20 protein-coding genes are annotated in these 22893 nt (G+C 56.8%); 10 read left to right on the plus strand and 10 right to left on the minus strand.

Annotation, left to right across the window (positions count from 1 at the left end):
- Nucleotides 1-23 precede the first annotated feature (23 nt).
- The 9 genes from potE to kdpF form a co-directional block, all read right to left on the minus strand.
- Complete coding sequence (potE, locus tag V1566_RS09240; protein ID WP_119935064.1) at nt 24-1337, minus strand: putrescine-ornithine antiporter; 1314 nt, start codon at nt 1335-1337, stop codon at nt 24-26.
- The gene (speF, locus tag V1566_RS09245) at nt 1334-3532 is read right to left on the minus strand and encodes an ornithine decarboxylase SpeF (protein ID WP_395305682.1); all 2199 of its coding nucleotides are present in this window, start codon (nt 3530-3532) and stop codon (nt 1334-1336) included. Before speF ends, potE begins: the two co-directional genes overlap by 4 nt.
- 255 nt (nt 3533-3787) lie before the next feature.
- Nucleotides 3788-3892, minus strand: coding sequence for a leader peptide SpeFL (speFL, locus tag V1566_RS09250; RefSeq protein ID WP_003858645.1), 105 nt, complete (start codon nt 3890-3892; stop codon nt 3788-3790).
- Nucleotides 3893-4171: 279 nt separating this feature from the next.
- Complete coding sequence (gene kdpE, locus V1566_RS09255; RefSeq protein ID WP_024908812.1) at nt 4172-4849, minus strand: two-component system response regulator KdpE; 678 nt, start codon at nt 4847-4849, stop codon at nt 4172-4174.
- Nucleotides 4846-7533, minus strand: coding sequence for a two-component system sensor histidine kinase KdpD (gene kdpD / locus V1566_RS09260; protein WP_395305683.1), 2688 nt, complete (start codon nt 7531-7533; stop codon nt 4846-4848). The genes kdpE and kdpD overlap by 4 nt, the downstream gene beginning before the upstream one ends.
- Complete coding sequence (kdpC, locus tag V1566_RS09265) at nt 7534-8109, minus strand: potassium-transporting ATPase subunit KdpC (protein WP_395305684.1); 576 nt, start codon at nt 8107-8109, stop codon at nt 7534-7536.
- 12 nt (nt 8110-8121) lie between these two features.
- Nucleotides 8122-10170, minus strand: coding sequence for a potassium-transporting ATPase subunit KdpB (kdpB, locus tag V1566_RS09270; RefSeq protein ID WP_395305685.1), 2049 nt, complete (start codon nt 10168-10170; stop codon nt 8122-8124).
- Between the two features lie 18 nt (nt 10171-10188).
- Entirely contained in the window at nt 10189-11868 is a 1680-nt protein-coding gene (gene kdpA / locus V1566_RS09275; RefSeq protein ID WP_395305686.1) for a potassium-transporting ATPase subunit KdpA, read from the minus strand.
- Nucleotides 11868-11957: a K(+)-transporting ATPase subunit F gene (kdpF, locus tag V1566_RS09280; RefSeq protein ID WP_014069365.1), complete on the minus strand. Its 90-nt coding sequence runs from the start codon at nt 11955-11957 to the stop codon at nt 11868-11870. The genes kdpA and kdpF overlap by 1 nt, the downstream gene beginning before the upstream one ends.
- 308 nt (nt 11958-12265) lie before the next feature.
- On the opposite strand from kdpF, the gene V1566_RS09285 reads away from it, so the two are divergent.
- The 7 genes from V1566_RS09285 (at nt 12266) to nei (ending at nt 18372) form a co-directional block, all read left to right on the plus strand.
- Nucleotides 12266-12472 (plus strand): YbfA family protein, encoded by a 207-nt coding sequence (locus V1566_RS09285; protein ID WP_014069366.1) that lies wholly within the window; start codon nt 12266-12268, stop codon nt 12470-12472.
- A gap of 599 nt (nt 12473-13071) precedes the next feature.
- The gene (phrB, locus tag V1566_RS09290; RefSeq protein ID WP_395305687.1) at nt 13072-14484 is read left to right on the plus strand and encodes a deoxyribodipyrimidine photo-lyase; all 1413 of its coding nucleotides are present in this window, start codon (nt 13072-13074) and stop codon (nt 14482-14484) included.
- Between the two features lie 10 nt (nt 14485-14494).
- Complete coding sequence (locus V1566_RS09295) at nt 14495-15238, plus strand: type 2 GTP cyclohydrolase I (protein ID WP_023310783.1); 744 nt, start codon at nt 14495-14497, stop codon at nt 15236-15238.
- A gap of 14 nt (nt 15239-15252) precedes the next feature.
- Entirely contained in the window at nt 15253-15909 is a 657-nt protein-coding gene (pxpB, locus tag V1566_RS09300; RefSeq protein ID WP_395305688.1) for a 5-oxoprolinase subunit PxpB, read from the plus strand.
- Nucleotides 15903-16835, plus strand: coding sequence for a 5-oxoprolinase subunit PxpC (gene pxpC, locus V1566_RS09305; RefSeq protein WP_395305689.1), 933 nt, complete (start codon nt 15903-15905; stop codon nt 16833-16835). The genes pxpB and pxpC overlap by 7 nt, the downstream gene beginning before the upstream one ends.
- Complete coding sequence (gene pxpA, locus V1566_RS09310) at nt 16822-17562, plus strand: 5-oxoprolinase subunit PxpA (RefSeq protein ID WP_395305690.1); 741 nt, start codon at nt 16822-16824, stop codon at nt 17560-17562. The genes pxpC and pxpA overlap by 14 nt, the downstream gene beginning before the upstream one ends.
- Nucleotides 17563-17580: 18 nt before the next feature.
- Nucleotides 17581-18372, plus strand: coding sequence for an endonuclease VIII (nei, locus tag V1566_RS09315; RefSeq protein WP_395305691.1), 792 nt, complete (start codon nt 17581-17583; stop codon nt 18370-18372).
- An 84-nt stretch (nt 18373-18456) separates the two neighbouring features.
- Here the strand turns inward: nei and V1566_RS09320 are convergent, their stop codons facing one another.
- Nucleotides 18457-19740: a citrate synthase gene (locus V1566_RS09320; protein ID WP_023334930.1), complete on the minus strand. Its 1284-nt coding sequence runs from the start codon at nt 19738-19740 to the stop codon at nt 18457-18459.
- Between the two features lie 639 nt (nt 19741-20379).
- Between V1566_RS09320 and sdhC the strand changes: the two genes are divergently transcribed.
- Genes sdhC through sdhA form a run of 3 tightly spaced genes read left to right on the plus strand, consistent with a single transcriptional unit; the run spans nt 20380 to nt 22891 of the window.
- Entirely contained in the window at nt 20380-20784 is a 405-nt protein-coding gene (gene sdhC / locus V1566_RS09325; RefSeq protein ID WP_020684965.1) for a succinate dehydrogenase cytochrome b556 subunit, read from the plus strand.
- Nucleotides 20778-21125, plus strand: coding sequence for a succinate dehydrogenase membrane anchor subunit (gene sdhD, locus V1566_RS09330; RefSeq protein ID WP_008501088.1), 348 nt, complete (start codon nt 20778-20780; stop codon nt 21123-21125). The genes sdhC and sdhD overlap by 7 nt, the downstream gene beginning before the upstream one ends.
- Nucleotides 21125-22891, plus strand: a complete 1767-nt coding sequence (gene sdhA, locus V1566_RS09335; protein ID WP_014883036.1) for a succinate dehydrogenase flavoprotein subunit — start codon at nt 21125-21127, stop codon at nt 22889-22891. The genes sdhD and sdhA overlap by 1 nt, the downstream gene beginning before the upstream one ends.
- Nucleotides 22892-22893: the final 2 nt, after the last annotated feature.

Genomic DNA, 22893 nt, shown 5'->3' on the forward strand with positions numbered 1-22893 from the left:
GCTAGCGCCACCGGGCTTTTTTTTTAACTATGCTTGTTCTTCAATTCAAACCGTGGTGACACCAGACCGTACAGCGTCCAGCCCATAAAGGTCACCATCGCGCCATACAGCATCGCTTCCTGGCCGGATGAGTAGAGCGCATAGAAGCTGTAGATTGCCCCAATCAGCGCCACAATATTGGCCGCACGCGCTTTGCGCGGATCCACTTTCGCCACCTTCTGAATGATCACCAGCGCTGCCATCGACAGAATATACGGAATGATATTTGTCACTACCGCCAGGTTGACCAGCACGTTGAACTGGCTGTTCAGCGACGGGCTAATGGTCATCAGCGACAATCCGCTCTGGAAGATGACAATCGCCAGCATACCCTGCACCGGCGCATCGGCTTTGCTCACGCGGGAGAAGATTTTTGGGAAGTAACCTTCATCAGCCGAGGATTTAAACACCTGTGCGATGGTAAACTGCCAGCCGAGCAGCGAGCCGCAGCAGGACATGACCATCAGACCCATGATCACTTTCCCGACTTCCGGGGTGAACATCTGCGCGAAGGCCAGCCCGAACGGCGCCGTAGACTTAGCCAGATCCATATTCGGTACGATGCCCGCAATCACGTTAGTCGAGACGATATAGATCACCGCCGCGCCCAGCGTGCCGCCGAGGACCGCAATCGGCACATTCTTTTCCGGATTCTCTACCACTTCCGCGTTCGCGCAGGCGGATTCCAGACCCAGGAAGGCCCACAGCGTCATGGCGATGGATGATCCAACAGCGGTAAAGAACGGCACATGGTGCGGGTTCCAGGAATTCGCGTACAGCGTCGGGCTGAACCAGAACCAGCCGATGATGCACAGGCCGACAACCGGAATAATCACGCCCCAGACGGTGATGCTGGAGAGCTGTCCGGTGATACGCGCGCCGCCAAAGTTAGCCACGGTGCAGATCCACAGAACCCCGATGGTCGCCAGCCCAATTTGTACCGGACTGAGCGTCGCGCCAAACAGCTCCGTACCGTAACCCACCGCGGAGATGGCAATCGCCACGTTGGCGATCAGCAGCGACACGCCGTAGGTATAGTTGGCCATAAAGTTGCCCGACTTGCCAAAAGCGTATTCGGCATAACCCCCCATGCCGCCTGACTTACGGCTGAACATCCCGCACTTGGCGAACGCCCACGCCAGCGCCATTGAACCGACTGCCGTTACCAGCCAGGAGATGATAGAGATGGTACCCACTTCTGCCAGTTTGGTGGGCAGCATGATAATCCCGGAGCCCATCATGTTTACCATGGTGAGGATGGTCAACTGCACCACGCCCATCTTATTGGACTTACTCATAATTTCTCTCCTTTCAGCAGCGCGGGCTGAGCGGCGGGTTGTTTGATGACATTGCAGCGAACCTGTTTGCGACCCTCACACTCTTCGACGTACACACCCTGCAGCTCCGGCGCGAAGCCCGGCAGAAGGTTGATGCCTTCTTCCAGCGCGGCAAAGTAGCGCAGCACGGATCCGCCCCAGACTTCCCCCGGGACAACACACAGCACCCCTGGCGGATAAGGAAGGGCGCCTTCGGCGGCGATACGGCCTTCCGCGTCGCGCAGGGAGACCAGCTCAACTTCACCGCGCAGATAGGCGTAGTTCGCGTCCTGCGGGTTCATCATCACGCGTGGGAAGTGTGACTTGCGGAACATCTCTTTCTGCAGCTGTTTCACGTTGTGGCGGGCGTACAGGTCATGCATTTCCTGGCAGATCTGGCGCAGGGTGTAATCCGCGTAACGTTCCGGATGTTGTTTGTAGAGAGAAGGCAGGACCTCTTTCAGTGGAACATCGCTCTCGAGCAGTTTTTCGAAGCGCACCAGCTGCGCCACCAGCTGTTGCAGTTTGCCCATATCTTCCGCAGGCGTGAGCAGGAACAGGATCGAGTTGAGGTCGCATTTTTCCGGTACGATGCCGTTTTCACGCAGGAAGTTGGCGAGGATAGTGGCGGGCACGCCGAAGTTCTCATACTCCCCGGTGCGGGCGTTAATACCCGGCGTGGTCAGCAGGAGCTTGCACGGGTCGATAAAATACTGATGCTCAGCGTAGCCTTCAAAAGCGTGCCAGTTTTCACCCGGCACGAAGTGGAAGAAGCGCAGATCGGTCGCAATTTCCGCCGTGTCCCAGCTTTGCCACGGGCGGCCATCCACCGTTTCCGGCACGAAGGGGCGCAGATACTGGCAGTTCTCCAGGATCAGCTTGCGCGCTTCGATACCGTTCACCACGCAGTCCATCCACATGTTGCGGCCGCTCTGGCCCTCATGCATACGGGCGTTAATATCCAGCGCAGCGAACAGCGGATAAAACGGGCTGGTGGAGGCGTGCATCATAAAGGCATTGTTCAGCCGCTTGTGCGGGACATAGCGCTGTTGCCCTTTGATATGGCTGTCTTTCTTGTGGATTTGCGAGGTCTGCGAGAAGCCGGCCTGCTGTTTATGCACGGACTGGGTGACCAGGATCCCCGGATCGTTTTCGTTCAGCTCCAGCAGCAGCGGAGAGCAGTCGGCCATCATCGGGATAAACTGCTCGTAACCCACCCATGCTGAGTCAAACAGGATGTAATCACACAGGTGCCCAATCTTATCCACCACCTGACGGGCGTTATAGATGGTGCCATCGTAGGTACCGAGCTGGATCACCGCTAGACGGAACGGACGCGCATCGCGTGCACGACCAGGCGCCACCTCTGCCACCAGCTCGCGCAGATAACGTTCTTCGAAGCAGTGCGCGTCAATGCCGCCAATGAAGCCGTACGGGTTGCGCGCGGTTTCGAGATAGACCGGCGTTGCGCCCGCCTGGAGGAGGGCACCGTGATGGTTAGATTTGTGGTTGTTACGATCGAACAGCACCAGGTCGCCCGGTGTAAGCAGGGCGTTAAGCACCACTTTGTTGGATGACGAGGTGCCATTCAGTACGAAGTAGGTCTTATCGGCATTAAAGACCTTTGCCGCATGCTGCTGGGCGATGCACGGCGCGCCTTCGTGGATCAGCAGATCGCCCATTGCCACGTCGGCGTTGCACAGATCGGAGCGGAAAAGCGTCTCACCAAAGAAATCGACAAATTGATTGCCGGCAGGATGGCGGCGGAAGAACTGGCCACCCTGATGCCCCGGGCAGTCAAACGCGCTGTTGCCCTGCTTCACATAGTCGACAAGCGCGCGGAAAAACGGTGGGCGCAGCTGGGTTTCATACTTCAGGGCTGCCGCTTCCAGCTGGCGTCCGTAAAAGTCGTTGCTGGTGTCTGAATACTCAAATACGCCATGAATGCGGGATAAATAGTCTGCCGGGATGAACTCTTCTTTGTGCGTCGCGACAAAAACAGGAATGCCAAAACCAGTGGCTTCAATTTCGTCCAGGATGCCGCTGGCAATATCCGTGACCGCCAGAACAATGGCGGCAACATCAATATAATCAGAAACGCGGACATCCACCAGTTCACGCTGGGTAGTAAAGCAGTCCGGACATGCACGGCTGGCTGCGATTTTTAAACTTTTCATTCTTCTCTCTTTATTTTAGGTAATAAGTGTCCCTCGATTTCTTGCAAGAAAGAAATCGATAATTTTCCGGAAAAAAAAGCAAAGGGTGGCCGCTGATTAAAATCAGTGAATTGCTTTTTTGATGATTGAAATTCAGTCCGACCGGAGCGGATGAGTCTGAATCAAGATGAATGGGCGCACGAGATTACAGGCAATAACCTGTAAAATAAGGTGTTTAAGGATAACCTGTAAGCGAGTGCGCCAGAAGTCGAAGGACTACCGGGCATTAAAGAGATGAAAGTCAAAGCAGTTTCGGTGGGCAAACATCATGATATGTGTTGTCCGCCTTATATGGGGCATTAAGCGATTGTTGTTTTCCATGTTTCATTTTCCTTTCAGTAATTGAAAGCATGGTCATTTTATCCAGGAAAAAGCGATTAACTGTGAAGGAGATCACCGTTAACCGATCAAATCAGAAATAAATATTCGTTTTTGATGAATATCTCAGATCAAAATTCTGATTTGTTGGTGATGCGTTAATGGGTTGTGCTATCAATGTTTTAAATGAGCGAAAATAACCCGTGAAATTAACGTATAGGTTATTTTGGAAATATTTTCTGAGGGGGTTTATTTTTATTTAAAAATAAAATGAATAGTTATTCAAAGCATAAACCGATAACCGATGCCGGTTTCAGTTAATAAATGGCGAGGGCGAGCGGGGTCGACTTCGAGTTTCTGACGAAGATGTCCCATATATATGCGTAAATAATGACTATGTTCCACAGCGTTGGGTCCCCACACCTGACTTAACAGCTGGCGTTGGGTGAGTACCTTGCCGTGGTTGTTGAGCAGTACGGCGAGCAGGCGAAATTCTATTGGCGTGAGGTGAATTTCCTCATCGCCGCGCACAATACGGCGCGCGGCCAGGTCAACCCGGATATCTCCAAACGTGTAGGTTGGGTCAGCAGGCGTGGTGGCGCTGTGGCGACGCAGCGCCACGCGAAGGCGAGCCTGTAGCTCGCCGATACCAAAAGGTTTAATCAGATAGTCATCCGCACCGGCATCCAGCGCCGCGATTTTATCTGTCTCTTCCGTACGAGCGGAGAGCACGAGGATCGGCATCTGGCTCCACTGACGCACTTCACGGATAAAGTCGATGCCGTCACCGTCCGGTAGACCAAGATCGAGGATTACCAGGTCCGGCTTGCGGGTGGCGGCTTCAATTAACCCCCGCTGAAGCGTACCCGCATCATGAACGCGCAGACCGTCTCCTTCCAGCGCAGCGCGCAGAAAACGGCTAATGGCGATCTCATCTTCAACAATCAGGACGTTGATCACAAATCCTCTGGTAATTCATTAAGTTCTGGCGGGGTTTCCAGAGGAAGTGTAACACAAAACCGCGCGCCGCCTTCCGGGCGATTCTCTGCGGAGATGGACCCGCCGTGAACGTCAATGATCGCCTGGCAAATGGCCAGCCCCAGCCCGACGCCCGGAATGGCCGACTCCTTATTGCCGCGCGCGAATTTTTCGAAAATAGCCAACTCCTGCCCGACAGGAATGCCCGGTCCGGTATCCCAGACGTCAAGGCGAAGCGTGCCATCGTCCACCGTCGCATCCACCCCAATTTGAGCACTGGCGCCCGCATATTTGCCGGCATTTTCCAGTAGGTTAATCAGCACCCGCTCAAACAGCGGACCATCGACATGAATTAACGTCAGGGGCTCGGGCATGTTCAGCGCGATATGTCGCCCACCCAGACCGGGTTCGAGCATTTTCAGGGCGCTGCCCACCACCTCTTCAAGCGTGAGCCACTCTTTTTTGAGGTTAAAACCGCCTGACTGGATACGCGCCATATCGAGCAGGTTATTCACCAGGCGCGTGGTATTCAGCACATGCTGGCGGATCTCGCTGGCCTGAAGGGCGTGTTTAGAGCCTTCCGCCGCCAGGTCCAGCGTCAGGATTTCTGACTGACCAAACAGGACGGTGAGCGGGGTCCGCAGATCGTGAGAGAGCGCCGCCAGCAGCGAGTTACGAATGCTTTCACGCTCGCTCGCCAGCCGGGCCTGCTCTTCACTGGCGGTGAGGGCCAGCCGCTCCAGCGCGCTGGCAACCAGCAGCGTAAAGGTCTCCAGCAGCCGCTGCTGTTCGGGGATCATCAGCTGGCGCAGGTTGGAGGGCTCAACAATCACCAGCCCCTGATTTTTATCGGCACTGCGCAGCGGCAGAATTTGATAGGGCACGCCGGGCAGGGTGTCGGTCCCTGCGCCCGCAGGCAGCCCTTTATCAAAGCTCCAGCGCGCGATAGCTTCGTCCCAGGGCGTCATGCCTGAGGCCGATGTCAGCGGGCGCAGCTTGCCGTGTTCGTCCGGGAGTAAAATCAGGTTGCTGGCATGAAACGTCGAGCGAATAAACTGCTCGCTGGTCTGCACAATATCCAGCGGCGTGCGGCCCACCGCCAGCGATTTCGACATCTCATAGAGATGGCGCGTGCGCTGTTCGCGATAGCGGGCGATACGCGCCTGATAGCGCACGCCCGCCGTCAGGTTACCAATAACCAGCCCGACGGTGAGCATCACGCCAAAGGTGAGAATGTACTGCACGTCGGACACGGCAAGCGTTCCGCGCGGGGCAATAAAGAACAGATCGAAGCTGATGACGTTGATGACCGTCGCCAGCACGGACGGCCAGCGTCCGTAGAAGAGCGCCACCACCACCACGCCGAGCAGGTAGATCATCACCAGGTTGGCGGCATCAAACGCAATCAGCCACTGGCTGGCAATGATGGTAATCAGGGCGCAGAGCACGACGGCGACAAGACAGCCGCGAAGCTGAATGCGCCATTTATCGCTGAAGGTGCGGCTGTCCGGTGCGCGATTGGGTAAGGGCGTGGGTTTGTCGTCCAGCGCCACGATCACCAGATCCAGATCCGGTGCGCGGCGGGCCAGTTTGTCAGCAAACGATTCGCGGCTAAACCAGCGGCGATGCTGGCGACGGCCAATCACGATTTTCCCCAGATTGTGCTCACGGGCGTAGCGCAGAATGGCTTTATCTTCCTGAGGATCGGAAAGGGTGGCGGTTTCGGCACCCAGCTCCTGCGCCAGGCGAAGCGAACTCAGGATAGCGCGACGCTGGTTTTCGGGCAGAGCATGCAGCTGCGGCGTTTCGACATATACCGCATGCCAGACGCTGCCAAATTTGGCCGCCAGGCGAGCGGCGGTGCGGACAAGCTTTTCATTGCCGCTGCCGTGGCCCACGCACAGCAGGATGGCATCCCGAGTATGCCAGACGCGTTCCTGACCCTGCAGGTCACGCCAGGCGCGCATCTGATCGTCGACGCGATCGGCAGTACGACGCAGGGCCAGCTCGCGCAGGGCAATCAGGTTACCTTTTCGGAAGAAATGTTCGATAGCGCGTTCGGCCTGGCCGGCGATGTAGACTTTGCCTTCATGCAGGCGCTGGCGTAAATCATCGGGTGGCAGGTCGACCAGCACCACCTCGTCCGCGGAATCAAAGAAGGGATCGGGCACCGTCTCGCGCACCTGAATGCCGGTGACGCCGCTCACCACGTCGTTCAGGCTTTCAAGATGCTGAACGTTAACCGTCGTGAAAACATCGATGCCGGCTTCAAGCAGCTCTTCAACATCCTGCCAGCGTTTTGGATGGCGTGAGCCAGGCGCATTGCTGTGCGCCAGTTCGTCCATCAGGATAAGGGCGGGACGGCGGGCGAGGGCGGCATCAAGATCGAATTCGGTAACTAACCGACCGCGGTGGCTGATGCGGCGGGGCGGCTGGGTAGCCAGCCCCTTCAGCAGCGATGCCGTCTCTTTACGCCCGTGGGTTTCAACCACGCCAATCAAAATATCGAGCCCCTGCGCCCGAAGCCGCTGGGCTTCCGTCAGCATGGCGAAGGTTTTCCCGACGCCTGCGCAGGCGCCGAAGAAAATTTTCAGTTTGCCGCGATGGGCTTCAGCCGTCTGTTCAAGCAGCCTGTCCGGATCCGGGCGCATGGGCTCGTCGGTCATTTAGTTTTTCCTTAGCGCGTCCAGCGCCAGATTCAGCTCAACAATATTCACCACGGGCGTGCCGATGAAGCTGACCAGCGGTTTTTGCGTGTGCTCTGCAACCAGCTGGCTAACCTGTTCGACAGTCAGCTGACGGGCCGCGGCGACGCGCGGGATTTGCCATGCCGCTGCTGCTGGCGTCATGCTGTAGTCCAGCCCGCTGGCCGAGGCGGTGACCAGTTCCACGGGAACGTCACGGCTGGCCTGCGGATTGGCGGCGCGAAGGGCTGCCACACGTTCGGCGACGGCTTTGTCCAGCTCAGGGTTGCTGCCTGCCAGGTTGCTGCCGCCGGATGCCATCGGATTATACGGGCTTTCGGCAGTGGCGGAAGGGCGTCCCTGGAAGTAACGGGCATCCGTAAAATTCTGGCCAATCAGACGCGAACCGCGGTTTTCACCGTTTTGAATAATCAGCGAGCCGTTGGCCCGATCCTTAAACCACCACTGGCCCAGCGCGGTGGTCACCAGCGGGTACAGCCCGCCGGTAATAAGAGACAGCAGAATAAACAGAAGTATAGCGGGGCGTAACATCGTCATTTGAATCACCTTTTAAACCAGGCCGAACAGCGTCAATAGCAAGTCGATAACCTTGATACCGATGAAGGGCACCACCAGCCCGCCCAGGCCGTAAATCCACAGGTTGCGGCGCAGCATGGCGGCGGCCGTGAGCGGCTTATAGCTCACGCCTTTCAGCGCCAGCGGGATCAGGAAGACAATAATCAGGGCGTTAAAGATCACTGCGCTCAGAATGGCCGAGGACGGGGAGTGCAGGTGCATCACGTTCAGGGCGTTTAATTGCGGATAGGTCGCAGCAAACGCGGCCGGAATGATGGCGAAATATTTCGCCACGTCGTTGGCGATACTGAACGTGGTCAGCGACCCGCGCGTCATCAGCATCTGCTTACCAATGTGTACCACTTCAATCAGCTTGGTCGGGTTAGAGTCGAGGTCGACCATGTTGCCCGCCTCTTTTGCTGCCTGGGTACCGGAGTTCATTGCCACTGCCACGTCAGCCTGCGCCAGAGCAGGGGCGTCGTTGGTACCGTCACCGGTCATCGCCACCAGGCGGCCTTCCGCCTGATACTGACGAATCAGCGCCAGTTTCGCTTCCGGTGTGGCTTCAGAAAGAAAATCATCCACCCCCGCTTCGGCGGCAATCGCCGCGGCGGTAAGACGGTTATCCCCGGTGATCATCACCGTTTTGATCCCCATTTTACGCAGCTGGGCAAAGCGCTCCTTGATGCCGCCCTTAACGATATCCTTCAGAGCAATTACCCCAAGCACGCGCGCGCCCTCGGCCACGACTAGCGGCGTTGCCCCCTGTCGGGCCACGCTCTCTACCAGGCTGTCCACTTCCGGTGGGAAGTGGCCGTTGTTAGCCTCAATGTGGCGACGGATGGCGTCAACAGAGCCTTTACGGATCATGCGATCCTGAATGTTAATGCCGCTCATGCGGGTTTGCGCCGTGAAGGGCACGAAAGTGGCGTGCAGGCTCTGAACGTCGCGCTGGCGCAGGTTAAAGCGCTGCTTGGCGAGGATAACGATACTGCGGCCTTCCGGGGTTTCATCGGCAAGCGAAGAGAGCTGCGCGGCATCTGCCAGCGTTTTTTCATCCACGCCCGGGGCGGGTAAGAAATCTGACGCCTGGCGATTACCGAGGGTAATAGTCCCGGTTTTATCCAGCAGTAAGACATCCACGTCACCGGCGGCTTCAACCGCACGTCCGCTGGTGGCGATGACGTTGGCACCGAGCATACGGCTCATGCCGGCCACGCCGATGGCTGACAGCAGGCCACCAATGGTGGTTGGGATCAGGCAGACCAGCAGCGCTACCAGCACCGTGATGGTGACCGCGGTGCCGCCGTAGGCGGAGAACGGCCACAGCGTCGCGGTTGCCAGCAGGAAGACGATGGTCAGGGCCACCAGCAGGATGGTCAGAGCAATTTCGTTCGGCGTTTTACGACGCTGTGCGCCTTCCACCATGGCGATCATCCGGTCGAGGAAGGTTTCCCCCGGGTTAACGCTACACTGGATCACCAGCCAGTCGGAGAGAATGCGCGTCCCGCCGGTCACGGAGGCGAAATCGCCGCCGGACTCACGGATAACCGGCGCGGATTCCCCGGTAATGGCGCTTTCATCCACCGAGGCCCCCCCTTCGATGACTTCTCCGTCGCAAGGGATAATGTCACCGGCCTCGACCAGCACCACATCGCCTTTGCGTAGTCCATCCGCCGGAACGTGGTCCATCTGCGCACCGTATTTCGGTTCACGTAGCTTGCGCGCGAAGGCGGTTTTTTTCACCCCTTTCAGGCTGTTGGCCTGGGCTTTACTCCGGCCTTCCGCCAGCGCTTCCGCAAAGTTGGCGAACAGCACGGTAAACCACAGCCACAGGCTGATGGCGCCGGTAAACATCGCATTTCCCGGCATATGGCCCGTTCCCATGGCAATCGCCAGGGTGGTGGTCAAAACGCTTCCCGCCCAGACAATAAACATCACCGGGTTGTGCCACTGCACGCGCGGGCTCAGCTTTTTCACCGCATCCATGAGCGCCTGGCGAACTAAAGACGGTTCGAACAGGGCCAGTTGTTTACGACTCATGACAATTTCTCCGCAAAATCAGCGTAAAGAGAGGTATTCCGCGACCGGGCCTAACGCGAGGGCGGGGATAAAGGTCAGGGCGCCAACCAGTAACACGGTGCCCGTCAGCAGGCCGATAAACAGCGCGCCGTGGGTCGGTAATGTCCCGGTGGTGGTCGGTTGAATTTTTTTATTCACCAGCGATCCGGCAATAGCCATAACCGGCACAATGATCCCGAAGCGACCCACAAACATGCAGAACGCCAGCAGGCAGTTCCAGAACGGTGAGTTGGCGCTTAAGCCTGCAAAGGCGCTGCCGTTGTTGTTGGCGGCAGAGGAGACGGCATACAGCACTTCACTAAAGCCGTGAATGCCGGGGTTAAAGATGCCGCTGCGTCCGGTCTCGGTCATCAGGGCCAGAGCGGTGCCGAGCAGCACAAGCGCCGGGGTGACCAGAATCGCCAGCGCGGTTAATTTCATCTCGCGAACGTCGATTTTTTTACCGAGGTATTCCGGGGTGCGGCCAATCATCAAACCGGCAATAAACACCGCCAGCAGTACGAACAGCAGCATGCCGTACAGACCCGAGCCCACGCCGCCAAACACCACTTCGCCAATCTGCATCAGCCACATCGGGATCATGCCACCCAGCGCCGTAAAGGAATCGTGCATGGCGTTGACCGCCCCGCACGAGGCCGCCGTGGTGACCACCGCATACAGGCTGCTGGCGAGAATGCCAAAGCGGCTCTCTTTACCTTCCATGTTGATTGCGCTATCGGCACCCAGCGAGAGGAAGTGCGGATTACCCTGCCACTCGGCCCACATCACCAGCGCAGCGCAGACCACAAAGATAAGCGACATCGTCCAGAGCAGGGTACGGCCCTGACGGCGATCGTTGACCACGTCGCCAAAGGCAAAGCAGAGCGCGGCGGGGATCAGGAAAATCGCCAGCATCTGCACAAAATTAGTTAACGCGGTAGGATTTTCAAACGGATGCGACGAGTTGGCGTTGAAGAAACCACCCCCGTTTGTCCCGAGCATTTTGATGGCTTCCTGTGACGCCACTGGCCCCATCGGCAGGAGCTGTTTTGCACCTTCCAGCGAGGTATAAGGCGCGTAAGACATCAGGTTTTGCAGGGTGCCCTGCTGAATAAAGAACAGCGCGATCAGCAGCGCAATCGGCAGCAGGATCCATAGCGTAATGCGCGTCAGATCCACCCACGCGTTACCCAGCGTGCTCACTTTCTGGCGCGCAAACGCACGCGTCAGCGCGAAGATCACCGCAATACCGCTCGCGGCAGAGAGGAAGTTCTGCACGGTTAACCCGACCATCTGGCTGAAGTAGCTGAGCGTGGTTTCGCCGGAATAGGACTGCCAGTTCGTGTTGGTGACAAAACTGACTGCCGTGTTCAGCGCAAGATGCCAGGACAGGCCCGGTAACTGTTGCGGATTCAGCGGCAGACTGCCCTGCAGCATCAGCATGGCAAAAAGCGCAACGAGCCCAACGATGTTCAGCAACAAAATGGCGATAAGATACTGACGCCAGTTCATCTCCCGATCGTCTATTCCCAGTACGCGCCAGATCCCTTTTTCAACGCTTCCCGTGCCGGGCAGGGGGACGTTGTTGATCAATCGTGCCAGTCCCGATCCCAGTGGCCTTGCCAGAACGAACAGTACCACTAAGAAGCTGGCAATAAGCAGAAACGCCTGAGCAGCCATCAGAAGGCCTCCGCATTAATCAGGGCATAGACCAGATAACCCAATAACAGGAACACCAGCACGATGCCGGCAATAAGACCTGCACTCACAATTCACCTCCGGGTGACTTTCGTTGTTGTGCTAACGGTAGGATTTCCGGCGCAAAGATTTCGCAAAAATGGGGAGGGCGGGTGTAAAAAAAGTATAAAAATGGCAAAGTCCACAATTTAACTATTGATAAGTAAATTGTTAACTTTTTTGTAACTTAGTTACGGCGTGAATGTAAATATTCACTAAATGGATAAAAATAAGTGGTCGGATGAGTAGTAAAATTACAAATAAAGCGATATTATTTTAGCCAGGTCACAGATTTTGAATTTTCCGGATGACGTTTCCGGCCAACTATAGGGGAGAAAATATGGATCTTTATAAAGAGTATCCGGCTCATATCGTGTTCATGCGTCGCACTTTCGCCGTAGTGGCTGGTGTGCTGGCTCTGCCGGTGATGCTGTTCTGGAAAGATCGTGCACGTTTTTACAGCTATCTGCACCGCGTCTGGGCGAAAACCAGCGAGAAGCCGGTGTGGATGGATCAGGCAGAGAAAGCGACCTGCGATTTTTACTGATACTAAGATTACACACAGCAATAAAAAAACCGCCAACAGCAATGTGGCGGTTTTTTTGTCCCTCGGGATTCGCGGTCCGTTGGGTGGTCTTCAAGCCCTCGTCAGAGGCTTACAAGAATATCTCGGGTCCTTAAGTAATCAAACGGCAAATCCCTAAATAGATTCTTAAAAATCATTTTAGTGGATTACCTTTTACGCGAGGGCCAACTACTATGCAGCGTCCCTTTCCGCCATCTCGCACATGGGCACCGGTCCCGGGAAAGGCGTCACCACAACCGTAAATCAGGCTCTCGTCAGGGCTTGTGTCCACCGACTTATCACCGGTGGTGAACGGTGGAGCGGTTAGCTGCAGGGACCGCATAATGAAACGCTATTTTTGCATCGCGTTCATTGTCGCCAGCGTACTCGTTGTAAAGAGCGATGAACCGAATGTGTTTGTCGCTTTAACCACGATAGCGCAGGACAAGTAGCGTTAAGGCCGCCTCGGGCGGCCTTTTTTATTTCATCCCGTCTACACTTCATGGCAAAGTAGTTCAATGCATGCTTTTTCCTTTTACGGCATGCCCTTATGGACATAATGGACAATAGCCTGGAGTTTTATGCCCACCCATCTGGTTTGGTTTCGCGCGGATCTGCGCGTACATGACAACATCGCACTCGCGGCGGCCTGTCGCGCCAAAGACGCTAACGTACTGGCTCTGTTTATCGCCACGCCCGAGCAGTGGCGGCAGCACAATATGGCCCCCCGCCAGGCGGCCTTGCTGCGTGCGTATCTGACCGACCTGCAGCACTCGCTCGCCGGAAAAGGCATACCGCTTCTCTATAAAGAGGTGGGTGATTTTGCCGCGCAGCTTCAGACGGTGCAGGAGATCTGTAAGCAGCACAACGTCACGCATCTTTTTTACAACTATCAGTACGAATTCAACGAGCAGCAGCGCGACCGTCAGCTGGAGAAGATGCTGGAAGAGGTGGTCTGCGAAGGGTTTGATGACAGCGTGATGCTGGCACCGGGCAGCGTGATGACCGGCAACCACGAGATGTATAAAGTTTTTACGCCGTTCAAAAATGCCTTTATCAAACGTCTGAAAGAGGCGCTGCCGGAGTGCGTTGCCGCGCCTGCCGTGAGAGGCGAAGCCATAAAGAATCTGCCTGAACTGACGTTTGATTACCCTCAGCAGCCGTTTGATGAAACGCTGTTCCCCGCCGACGAGAAAGCGGCTATCGCCCAACTGCGCCAGTTCTGCAAACAGGACGCGGCCTGTTACGACGCGCGTCGGGATTTTCCCGCCATCGAGGGCACCAGCCGCCTGTCGGCCTGTCTGGCGCAGGGCGCGATCTCTCCTCGCCAGTGTTTACATCGCCTGCTGGCGGAGCAGCCGCAGGCGCTGGAGGGGGGCGCAGGGTCCGTCTGGCTGAATGAACTGATCTGGCGCGAGTTCTACCGCCATCTGATGACGTATCACCCTGATTTATGTAAACATCGTCCCTTCATCAACTGGACGGAAAAAGTGGCGTGGCAATCGAACGATCGGCTGCTGAAAGCCTGGCAAACAGGGCAGACGGGTTACCCGATAGTCGATGCCGCCATGCGTCAGCTTAACGAGACGGGGTGGATGCACAACCGCCTGCGGATGATTACCGCCAGCTTTCTGGTGAAGGATCTGCTTATCGACTGGCGTATCGGAGAGCGCTATTTTATCTCTCAGCTGATCGATGGCGATCTGGCGGCGAATAACGGCGGCTGGCAGTGGGCGGCTTCTACCGGCACCGATGCCGCGCCCTATTTCCGGATTTTTAATCCGACCACTCAGGGACAAAAATTTGATGCGGACGGCGAGTTTATTCGCCGCTGGGTGCCTGAGCTTAACGGTATACCTGCTAAAGCGATCCACGAACCGTGGGCATGGGCGGATAAACAGCGTGTAAAGCTGGATTACCCTCGTCCGGTTGTCGACCATAAACAGGCGCGCGTCGCCACGCTGGCGGCGTACGAAGCTGCCCGCAAAGCATAAGAGAGTGATGATGAAAAACAGCGAACTGGAAAGCCTGATTAACGAAAAACTGAACAGCACGTCCTTCAGCGATTACGGCCCGAACGGGCTCCAGGTTGAGGGTCGCGAGACGGTGCAAAAAATTATCACCGGCGTGACGGCAAGCCAGGCGCTGCTGGACGAGGCCGTTCGTCAGAACGCTGATGCGGTGATTGTCCATCACGGTTACTTCTGGAAAAACGAATCGCCGATTATTCGCGGGATGAAGCGCAACCGCCTGAAAACGCTGCTGGCAAATGACATCAACCTGTACGGTTACCATCTGCCGCTGGATGCGCACCCGGAGCTCGGCAACAACGTCCAGCTGGCGCAGCTACTGGGGATTACCGTGATGGGCGAAATTGAGCCGCTGGTGCCGTGGGGCGAACTGGCGATGCCGGTTCCGGGGCTGGAGCTGGCATCGTGGATTGAAGCGCGCCTGGGGCGTCGTCCGCTGTGGAGCGGCGATACCGGTCCGGATACGGTGAAGCGTGTTGCCTGGTGTACCGGGGGCGGTCAGGGCTTTATCGACAGCGCCGCGCGTTTCGGCGTCGATGCTTTTATCACCGGCGAGGTTTCCGAGCAGACCATTCATTCGGCGCGTGAACAGGGACTGCATTTTTACGCGGCAGGCCATCATGCCACCGAGCGCGGCGGCATTCGCGCCCTCAGCGAGTGGCTGACGGAAAATACCGATCTGGATGTGACCTTTATTGATATCCCTAACCCGGCCTGATGAGAGGTGCCTGAGTGCAGCGAGCGCGTTGTTATCTTCTGGGAGAAACGGCAGTGGTACTGGAGCTCGAGCCACCGGTGACCCTTGCCACGCAAAAGCGTATCTGGCGGCTAACACAGCGTCTGGTCGATCTACCGGAGGTGGTTGAAGCCATTCCGGGGATGAATAACATCACCGTGGTGCTGCGTAGCCCGCATACCCTGGCGCTGGACGCCATCGAACGTTTGCAGCGCTGGTGGGAAGAGAGTGAGGCCCTGGAGCCGGAATCGCGTGCCATTGAGATCCCGGTCGTTTATGGCGGTACGGGTGGGCCGGATCTCGGCGTGGTGGCAGACCACTGTGGATTAACAGAGAAGCAGGTTGTTGAGCTGCACAGCTCGGTTGACTACGTGGTCTGGTTCCTGGGGTTTCAGCCCGGATTCCCGTATCTGGGGGGATTGTCTCCTCAGCTGCATACGCCACGCCGTGCCGAACCGCGCCTGAGCGTACCGGCGGGGACGGTGGCTATCGGCGGCGAGCAGACCGGCGTTTATCCGCTGACATCGCCTGGCGGCTGGCAGCTTATTGGGCATACGGCTACCGCGTTATTTGACCCGGGGCTGGAGACGCCAATACTCCTGCGTCCCGGCGATACCCTACGCTTTATCCCGCAGAAGGAGGGGGTATGTTAACGCTTATTCGCGCCGGGCTTTATACCTCCGTACAGGATGTCGGCCGCTTTGGTATGCGCCAGTCTGGCGTGAGCTATTGTGGCGCACTGGACAGGCCTGCGCTGGAGATTGCTAACGTGCTGGTGGGCAACCCCGGCAATACGGCCGCACTCGAAATTACACTCGGCCAGTGCGTCATTGAGTTTAGTCAGGAGACCTGGTTTGCCTTAACCGGCGCAGGGTGTGACGCGACGCTGGACGGCAAAGCGGTGTGGACCGGCTGGCGGCTGCGGGCCAAAGCCGGACAGCGTCTGACCTTAAAGCGTCCTTTGCACGGTGTACGTAGCTATCTCGCGGTGGCGGGCGGCATCGACGTGCCGGAAGTGCTGGGCTCATCCAGTACCGATCAGAAAGCCGGGATCGGCGGTCACGAAGGACGCCTGCTGCGCGACGGCGATCGGCTGGCACTCAAGCCCTCCGCGCGCCATTTCTCCACCACGCAGGGCATAAAACAGCTGCTGTGGGGAAACCAGATCCGTGCCTTACCGGGGCCGGAATATCATGAGTTTGACGAGGCGTCTAAAGAGTCCTTCTGGCGCTCGCCGTGGAAGCTCAGCCCGCAGAGTAACCGCATGGGCTACCGCCTGCAGGGGCAGCCGCTGACCCGCACGACGGACCGGGAACTGCTCTCCCATGGGTTATTGCCGGGGGTCATTCAGGTGCCGGGCAACGGTCAGCCCATCGTGTTAATGAACGATGCGCAGACAACGGGCGGTTATCCACGAATTGCCTGCATCATTGAAGCCGATCGCTACCATCTGGCGCAAATTCCCCTCGGTCAGCCGATTCACTTCGTGCAGTGTTCGCTGGAGGAGGCGCTTAAGGCGCGGCAGGATCAGCAGCGTTATCTCGAACAGCTGGCGTGGAGGCTTGATGGTAAAGATTGATTTGAATGCCGATCTGGGGGAGGGCAGCAGTGCCGATTTGGCGCTGATGACGCTGGTCACCTCGGTCAATATCGCCTGTGGCTTTCACGCGGGCGATGCGCAAACCATGCTGGAGAGCGTGCGTAATGCCATTAAAAATGGCGTCGCGATAGGCGCTCATCCGAGCTTCCCCGACCGGGAAAACTTTGGCCGCACGGCGATGGATCTGCCGCCGGAGACGGTCTACGCTCAGGTGCTCTACCAGATCGGCGCGCTGGAGGCGATGGTGCGCGCCGAGAACGGTGTGCTGCGCCACGTAAAGCCGCACGGCATGCTCTATAACCAGGCGGCGAAAGATCCGGCGCTGGCGGAGGCAATTGCCCGCGCGGTGCGGGACTGTAATCCGCAGCTGATTCTGGTAGGCCTTGCGGGCAGCGAGCTGATTCGCGCCGGAGAACGGCTGGGGTTGACTACCCGTCAGGAAGTGTTTGCCGATCGGGGATACCTGCCGGACGGCAGCCTGGTTCCACGTACGCAGGCCGGGGCGCTGATTACCGACGAAGCTAAAGCGCTGGCGCAGACGCTGGAGATGGTGCGCGCCGGGCGGGTGATTGCCGTGGACGGAACACCGGCAAACGTGCAGGCCGATACGGTGTGTTTACACGGCGACGGTGAGCATGCGCTCCAGTTCGCGCGCCGCTTGCGGGCGGCGTTCTCTGAAGAGGGCATTCTGGTCAGCGCAGAATAATCATGAAAGGACAATAACATGCCTGAAGGTCCGGAGATCCGCCGCGCGGCGGATAGCCTGGAGGCGGCGATAAAGGGCAAACCGTTGACGGATGTCTGGTTTGCTTTTCCTCAGCTAAAACCGTTTGAATCAAAGCTGTTGGGGCAGTCGGTGACCCATATTGAAACGCGCGGCAAGGCCTTGCTTACGCACTTTTCCCATAACCTGACGTTATATAGCCATAACCAGCTTTACGGCGTCTGGCGAGTGGTGGAAGCGGACGAGCAGCCGCAAACCACCCGCGTGCTGCGCGTCAGGCTGCAAACGGCGGATAAGGCGATCCTGCTCTACAGCGCGTCGGATATCGAAATGTTAACGCCGGAGCAGCTGCTGACGCATCCGTTTCTGCAGCGGGTCGGACCGGACGTGCTGGACATGCGCCTGACGGCGAGCGACGTGAAGGCCCGGCTGTTATCACCTAAATTCCGTAACCGACAGTTTTCCGGTCTGTTCCTCGACCAGGCCTTTCTGGCCGGGCTGGGTAACTACCTGCGGGTAGAGATCCTCTGGGAAGTCGGGCTGGCGGCGCAGCATAAAGCGTCTCAGCTGAATGATGAACAGCTGGAGGCGCTATCCCACGCGTTGCTGGATATTCCGCGGCTGTCGTACAACACGCGCGGCGTGGTGGATGAGAACAAGCATCACGGGGCGCTGTTCCGGTTCAAGGTGTTTCATCGGGCGGGGAAAAAGTGCGAGCGGTGCGGCGGGATTATCGACAGGATTATGCTCTCTTCAAGACCTTTTTACTGGTGCCCGCACTGTCAGAAATAAAAAAGCCGGGTGGCGGCTACGCCTTACCCGGCCTACATTTCGCACTTGTAGGCCCGGCAAGCGAAGCGCCGCCGGGCGTGTTTATTAGCGCTTAATATCAGACTTAAAATCACGCTGCTCGTAGCCGGTATACAGCTGACGAGGACGGGCGATTTTCATGCCTTCGCTGTGCATCTCGTTCCAGTGCGCAATCCAGCCTACGGTACGGGCCATGGCGAAGATGACGGTGAACATGGAAGACGGAATGCCCATCGCTTTCAGAATAATGCCAGAGTAGAAATCGACGTTCGGGTAGAGTTTCTTCTCGATGAAGTACGGGTCGTTCAGCGCGATGTGTTCAAGCTCCATCGCCACTTCCAGCAGGTCATCTTTGGTACCCAGCTCTTTCAGCACTTCGTGGCAGGTCTCACGCATGACGGTGGCGCGCGGGTCGTAGTTTTTGTAAACACGGTGACCGAAGCCCATCAGGCGGAAGGAGTCATTCTTGTCTTTCGCACGACGCACGAACTCAGGAATGTGCTCAACGGTGCTGATCTCTTCCAGCATCTTCAGTGCCGCTTCGTTCGCGCCGCCGTGCGCCGGTCCCCACAGGGAGGCGATACCCGCAGCGATACAGGCGAATGGGTTCGCGCCTGAAGAGCCCGCGGTACGGACGGTAGAGGTAGAGGCGTTCTGTTCGTGGTCAGCGTGCAGGATCAGAATACGGTCCATCGCACGTTCCAGTACCGGGTTCACTTCGTACTCTTCGCACGGCGTGGAGAACATCATGCGCAGGAAGTTACCCGCGTAGGAGAGGTCGTTGCGCGGATACACAAACGGCTGGCCGATGGAATATTTGTAGCACATCGCCGCCATGGTAGGCATTTTGGACAGCAGGCGGAACGCCGCGATATCACGGTGACGCGGGTTATTCACGTCAAGGGAGTCGTGGTAGAACGCCGCCAGCGCACCGGTAATCCCGCACATCACCGCCATTGGGTGAGAGTCACGGCGGAACGCATGGAACAGACGGGTAATCTGCTCATGGATCATGGTGTGACGGGTTACGGTGGTTTTGAATTCATCGTACTGTGCCTGCGTCGGTTTTTCGCCGTTCAGCAGGATGTAGCACACTTCCAGATAGTTGGATTCGGTGGCTAACTGATCGATGGGGAAGCCGCGATGGAGCAGGATACCTTCGTCACCGTCAATGTAGGTGATTTTGGATTCGCAAGATGCGGTAGAGGTAAATCCAGGGTCAAAGGTGAACACACCTTTAGAACCCAGTGTACGGATATCAATAACATCCTGACCGAGCGTGCCTTTTAGCACATCCAGTTCAATAGCAGTGTCACCATTTAGGGTGAGCGTTGCCTTTGTATCAGCCATTTACGGTCTCCTTAGCGCCTTATGCTTAAGACTGCGCTTCACCGGATTTGCTTTCAGCTGTAGATCACCGTTACCAGATTGTTATTTGGCTTACCGCTCAGCTCACGAGGACAAACCAGGGTACAGAGCTATGGCGCCTTGCAGGTAAACGAATGAAATATCAGTGAAACAACAGCAAATCAGCGTTTTTGCAGTCCGAATTATTCAAACCTGTATATCACTAATAACTGTCCTGATAACTTCGGTCAATACCATCACACTGTTACATAACTATTTGTCAGGTGAAAGTGAGACCTCATAACTTTTGCGCATTATATGCCTTTTCTGATGACGTTTGTAACAATATTGTTTAACATTTGTCAAATCAGATGATTAAAAATTAAAAAGATGTTGTTATCGTGACCCTGATCACTGTTCCAGAGAAAACCCGACAAACTGTATGTAGGTTAATTGTAATGATTTTGTGAACGGCCTATACTGCCGCCAGGTCTCCGGAACACCCTGCAATCCCGAGCCACCCAGCGTTGTAACGTGTCGTTTTAGCATCTGGAAGCAATGTTTTGCATGACGCGCAGTTATAGAAAAGGAACGCTGCTTGACCCGCATCGCAGTCCGGAGGAAGGAAACAATAAGAACAGCATGTGGGCGTTATTCATGATAAGAAATGTGAAAAAACAAAGACCTGTCAATCTGGATCTCAAAACGATCCGGTTCCCTGTAACAGCAATAGCGTCCATTCTGCACCGTGTGTCCGGTGTGATTACGTTTGTGGCGGTCGGTATTCTGCTGTGGTTGCTGGGGACCAGCCTCTCTTCTCCTGAAGGATTCCTCCAGGCCTCTGCCATCATGAACAGCTTCTTCGTGAAATTCATCATGTGGGGCATTCTGACCGCGCTGGCGTACCACGTCGTCGTGGGTGTTCGCCATATGCTGATGGACTTTGGCTACCTGGAAGAGACTTTCGAAGCCGGGAAACGCTCCGCTAACATTTCATTTGTGATTACAGTCGTGCTTTCACTTCTCGCAGGAGTTCTCGTATGGTAAGCAACGCCTCCGCATTAGGACGCAACGGCGTACATGACTTCATCCTGGTCCGTGCTACCGCCATCGTTCTCACGCTTTATATCATCTATATGATCGGTTTCTTCGCGACCAGCGGCACGCTGACGTGGGAAATCTGGAGTGGGTTCTTCGGCTCCGCCTTCACCAAAGTGTTCACCCTGCTGGCTCTGTTCTCCATCCTTATTCATGCCTGGATTGGCATGTGGCAGGTGTTGACCGATTACGTTAAACCGCTGGCGATTCGCCTCCCGCTGCAGCTGGCCATTGTCGTTGCACTGGTGGTTTACGTTATTTATGGATTCGTTGTGGTGTGGGGTGTGTAATGAAACTGCCAGTCAGAGAATTTGATGCTGTTGTGATTGGTGCCGGTGGCGCAGGTATGCGTGCCGCACTGCAAATTTCCCAGAGCGGCCAGACCTGTGCGCTGCTCTCTAAAGTTTTCCCGACCCGTTCCCACACCGTGTCTGCGCAGGGCGGTATCACCGTTGCGCTGGGTAACTCCCATGAAGACAACTGGGAATGGCACATGTATGACACGGTAAAAGGTTCCGACTACATCGGCGACCAGGATGCCATCGAATATATGTGTAAAACCGGCCCGGAAGCGATTCTGGAGCTGGACCATATGGGTCTGCCGTTCTCCCGTCTGGAAAATGGCACTATCTATCAGCGTCCGTTTGGCGGCCAGTCGAAAAACTTCGGCGGCGAGCAGGCGGCACGTACCGCGGCGGCGGCTGACCGTACCGGTCACGCGCTGTTGCACACCCTTTATCAGCAGAACCTGAAAAACCATACCACCATCTTCTCCGAGTGGTACGCGCTGGATCTGGTGAAAAATGCCGATGGCGCAGTCGTTGGCTGTACCGCGCTGTGCATCGAAACCGGTGAAGTGGTTTACTTCAAAGCCCGCGCTACCGTGCTGGCGACCGGCGGCGCAGGCCGTATCTATCAGTCCACCACTAACGCCCATATCAACACCGGTGACGGCGTCGGTATGGCTATCCGCGCGGGCGTGCCGGTGCAGGATATGGAGATGTGGCAGTTCCACCCGACCGGTATCGCCGGCGCGGGCGTTCTGGTGACGGAAGGCTGCCGTGGTGAAGGTGGTTACCTGCTGAACAAACACGGCGAGCGCTTCATGGAGCGTTATGCCCCGAATGCGAAAGACCTGGCGGGTCGTGACGTGGTGGCGCGTTCCATCATGATCGAAATCCGTGAAGGCCGCGGCTGTGACGGCCCATGGGGTCCACACGCGAAGCTGAAGCTCGACCATCTGGGTAAAGAAGTTCTGGAATCCCGTCTGCCGGGCATCCTGGAACTGTCCCGCACCTTTGCACACGTCGACCCGGTGAAAGAGCCGATTCCGGTTATCCCAACCTGCCACTACATGATGGGCGGTATTCCGACCAAAGTGACCGGTCAGGCGCTGACCGTGAACGAGCAGGGCGAAGACGTGGTCATCCCGGGCCTGTTCGCGGTAGGCGAAATTGCCTGCGTATCCGTACACGGCGCAAACCGTCTGGGCGGCAACTCTCTGCTGGACCTGGTGGTGTTTGGTCGCGCAGTGGGTCTGCATCTGCAGGAGTCCATTGCCGAGCAGGGCGCGCTGCGTGATGCAACCGATGACGAAATTGATGCCTCTCTTGAGCGCCTCAACCGCTGGAACGGTAACCGTAACGGCGAAGATCCGGTGGAAATCCGTAAAGCGCTGCAGGAGTGCATGCAGCACAACTTCTCGGTATTCCGTGAAGGCGACGCGATGGCCAAAGGTCTTGAGCAGCTGAAAGCGATCCGCGAGCGTCTGAAAAATGCCCGTCTGGACGACACCTCCAGCGAGTTCAACACCCAGCGCGTTGAGTGCCTGGAGCTGGATAACCTGATGGAAACCGCGTTCGCGACGGCGATGTCGGCAAACTTCCGTACCGAAAGCCGTGGCGCGCATAGCCGCTTCGACTTCCCGGATCGTGATGACGAAAACTGGCTGTGCCATTCCCTGTATCTGCCAGAATCGGAATCCATGACGCGTCGTAGCGTCAATATGGAACCGAAACTGCGTCCGGCGTTCCCGCCGAAGATTCGTACTTACTAATG

The sequence above is a fragment of the Enterobacter sp. ECC-019 genome (assembly GCF_043974075.1).
Taxonomy (GTDB): Bacteria; Pseudomonadota; Gammaproteobacteria; order Enterobacterales; family Enterobacteriaceae; genus Enterobacter; species Enterobacter asburiae_D.